General features: G+C 65.0%; 2 protein-coding genes and 1 pseudogene. 2 read left to right on the top strand and 1 reads right to left on the bottom strand.

The annotated features are described in order from the left end of the window. Positions 1-1,434: pseudogene (locus QZ307_RS10920) on the top strand (excinuclease ABC subunit UvrA); the annotation flags it as partial. A gap of 74 nt (positions 1,435-1,508) precedes the next feature. On the opposite strand, the gene QZ307_RS10925 reads toward QZ307_RS10920, so the two are convergent. Continuing rightward, positions 1,509-2,078, bottom strand: a complete 570-nt coding sequence (locus tag QZ307_RS10925) for an NAD(P)H-dependent oxidoreductase (RefSeq protein ID WP_295999745.1) — start codon at positions 2,076-2,078, stop codon at positions 1,509-1,511. 277 nt (positions 2,079-2,355) lie between these two features. Between QZ307_RS10925 and QZ307_RS10930 the strand changes: the two genes are divergently transcribed. Next, positions 2,356-3,527: iron-containing alcohol dehydrogenase (locus QZ307_RS10930; RefSeq protein ID WP_295999747.1), on the top strand; the 1,172-nt coding region annotated here is incomplete at its 3' end.

Here is a 3,527-nt window from a genome sequence, read left to right on the forward strand (position 1 = left end):
ACCCGCGCCGTGCGCAGCCGCACCACCGGCGTGCTCTACGTGCTGGACGAGCCCTCCATCGGGCTGCACCCAGCGAACATCGAGGGACTGCTGGGCGTCATGGACGACCTGCTGTCCGACGGCAACTCCGTGGTCATGGTAGACCACGACGTGGCCGTGCTGCGCCACGCGAACCACCTCATTGAGATTGGGCCAGGGTCGGGCGCCGACGGTGGGCGCGTCATTGCCCAGGGGTCGGTGACCCAGGTAGAGTCCAACCCCGCTTCGCGTATCGGGCCATTTCTGGCCGGCACCGCGAAGGTGCGCGTCCGCACCCCCGTGGCGGCCGACCACCTGTTCGACGAGGGGGCTCTTCGGCTGGAAACGGGCGCCATCCACACCGTGCAGCCGCTGGAGGTGCGCATTCCGAAAGGGCGCCTGACCGTGGTGACAGGCGTGTCCGGCTCGGGCAAGACCACGCTGGTGCTGGAAAGCCTGGTACTTGGCTTGAAAGCCGCTCTTGCCGGCCGCACGCTGCCCGGCCATGTGCGCGATATCGACGCACCGGGCATCAACCGCGTCGACCTGGTAGACGCCACCCCCATCGGCGTGAACGTGCGCTCCACTGTGGGCACCTATTCCGGCGTGCTCGACGAGCTGCGTCGGGAATTCGCAAGGCTGCCCGAGGCGAAGGCGGCGGGGCTCAAGGCCGGCGCGTTCTCTTACAACACCGGCAGCCTGCGCTGCCCCACCTGCGACGGCACGGGGCAGATTTCCCTCGACGTGCAATTCCTGCCCGACGTGGACATCCCCTGCCCCGACTGCCACGGCAGCCGCTACGGCAAGGACGCCTATGCCATCCAAATGAGCGTTGAGGGAGACGTCCAGCTTACCCCAGGTGAAGAACTTCAGCGCGACGGCGAGACGGCGCAGGGCTCCCATGATCACGGCAGCGATTTCGCACCGGTGCACACCCTCTCGCTGCCGGAAATGCTCTCACTCACCGTCGACCAGGCTCTGGCGGCTCTTCCCCACCTGAAGAAGGTGCACAGCAAACTGCAAACCCTGCACAACCTGGGGCTCGGCTACCTTACCTTGGGCGAGGCCACGCCGGCACTGTCCGGCGGCGAGGCCCAGCGCCTGAAGCTGGCCAGCGAAATGCGCCGCGACCAGGAAGACACCCTCTTCGTGTTCGACGAACCCACCATCGGGTTGCACCCGCTGGACGTGGAAACCCTCATCGAGGTGCTGCAGAAGCTCATCGAGCACGGCGCCACCGTGGTGGTCATCGAGCACGACCTGGACATGATTGCCAACGCCGACTACCTCATCGACATGGGACCGGGCGGCGGCGAGCAGGGCGGCACGGTAGTCTGCGAGGGCACCCCCGCCCAGGTGGCCGCCTGCCCCGAAAGCATCACGGGCAAGTATCTAGCCCAGGAACTGGCCAACTAACACTCCTTCCCCGCACAAAAGACGCCGGCCACAACGGCCGGCGTCGCATCGCAAGATATCGACAGGCGAAAGGCCTACCCTTCGGCCCGCAGCTTGGCAATGGCCTTGCGCGCCACGGCCATGCTGGCCTCGTTGTCGTTGCCCACCACATCCAAGTTCTCGGCAGCCACGAAACGCGTCTCGGGAATACCGAACATCTTCGCGATGCCGCAAAAGTACTCGTAGCCGAAATTCATGCCCTCCACGCGGCCGCCGCAGGTGGTGATATAGGTAAGGCGCCCGGCCTTGCAAAGGCCCTCGCAGGTTCCTTGCTCGGTGTAGTGGAAGGTGATGCCCATGGCGCATACGTGCTCCACGTACACCTTCAATGCCGCTGGGAACGACAGATCCCAGTAAGGTGCGCCGATGACAATCTCGTCGGCCTCGGCGAAGTCCTTCGCCAGGTCGAACAGGGGATCGTCGAAGCGGTTGTTGGCCTCCAGCTGGGCGCGGAACGCTACCGGTCCCGCGTAGTAGGGCTCCAGCTTCAACTCGGCCAAGTTCACTTCCTTAACGTCCTCCACGCCTTCAAGGTACTCGCGGCAGAGCTTGAGCGTATGAGACCCTTCTCCGCGCAGGCACGCGTTTACAAACAAAACCGTCATGGCTCCCCTTTCTTTTTTGGTCGCCCTTCATTCTACGCCTCCCCCTTCCCGCGCTCGTCCTCGAAGGGACAAATTGCAGAAGCCAATGGCCACGGCGATTCCGCAGCGATTCGGGGGGGGGCGAGGAAGAGAAAAGAGGAAGGGAGGAGGCGAAGCAAGGCGAGGCGAGGCAAAGCAACAGGGCCCTCTTCGCCACTCCCCAGCAAGCACGCTATACTGTCCCCATCGCAAACAGAGCGGGGGCATGCGTCCCTCGCCGTCCTCGGAAAGGACTTTCATGGAGAACTTCGAATTCGTCTCCCCCACGCATTTTGTCTTCGGCCGCGGTGTGGAGAACGAGGTAGGCGCGAAGCTGGCCGCTGCCGGCGCTCAACGCGTGCTGGTGCACTTTGGCGGCCGCAGCGCTCGCGAGTCGGGACTGCTCGACCGCGTGTGCGCCTCGCTGGACGCCGCGGGCATCGAGCACTTGGAGCTGGGGGGCGTGCGCCCGAACCCCGAGATCACCCTGGTGCGCGAAGGGGTGAAGCTGTGCAAGGAGGGCGGCGTCGACTGGATTTTGGCCGTGGGCGGCGGCTCGGTCATCGACTCGGCCAAGGCTATCGCCAACGGCGCCTGCGTCGACTGCGACGTGTGGGAGCTCTTCGAGACCAAGGCCCTCGACCACAATGTGCTGCCCATTGCCGTGGTGCTCACCATTCCCGCCGCGGGCTCCGAGGCATCGAAGAACACGGTGGTGTCCAATGACGAGCTGGGTCGCAAGACGGGCTACGCCAACAACGCTCAGCGTCCGAAGTTCGCCTTCATGGACCCGGAGCTTACCTTCACTCTGCCACCCTTCCAGACGGCGGCGGGTCTGACCGACATGTACTGCCACCTGCTGGAACGCTTTTTCGACGACGTCGGCGCCGTGCCTGTCACCGACAACTTGAACTTGTCGCTTATGAACACCATCCGCGCCGAAGCGCCGCGCGTGCTGGCCGACCCCGACAACTACGACGCCCGCGCGAACATCATGTGGGCCGGCATGCTGTGCCACCAGGGTCTGGCCGGCGTGGGCCGTCACGAGGACTGGGCCACCCACGGCCTGGAGCACGAGCTTTCGGCCCTGAACCCCGCCATCACCCACGGCGCGGGCCTGGCCGTCATGTTCCCCGCTTGGATGGAGTACGTGTATACCGAGAATCCGGCGCGTTTCGCCTTCTACGGCCAGGCGGTGTTTGGTCTCACCCCCACGGGCGACGTGAATGCCGACGCGCTCTCGGCCATCGATGAGACGCGCTCCTTCTTCGCCAGCTTGGGGATGCCCACTACCCTGGCCGAGCTGGGCGTGGAAGAGGAGGACATCCCGAAGATGCTGCCGACGCTGGCCCAGAACAAGGGCGTGCCCTTCGGCAGCTTCAAGAAGCTGACCCTGGAAGACGCCGCGGAAATCTACAAGCTGGCGCTGTA

The organism is uncultured Adlercreutzia sp., from assembly GCA_910585575.1.
Classification (GTDB): domain Bacteria; phylum Actinomycetota; class Coriobacteriia; order Coriobacteriales; family Eggerthellaceae; genus Adlercreutzia.

Bases quoted from the DNA above. Each gene is read 5' to 3' on its own strand.
- QZ307_RS10925 (WP_295999745.1), bottom strand. From the start codon at position 2,078: ATGACGGTTTTGTTTGTAAACGCGTGCCTGCGCGGAGAAGGGTCTCAT.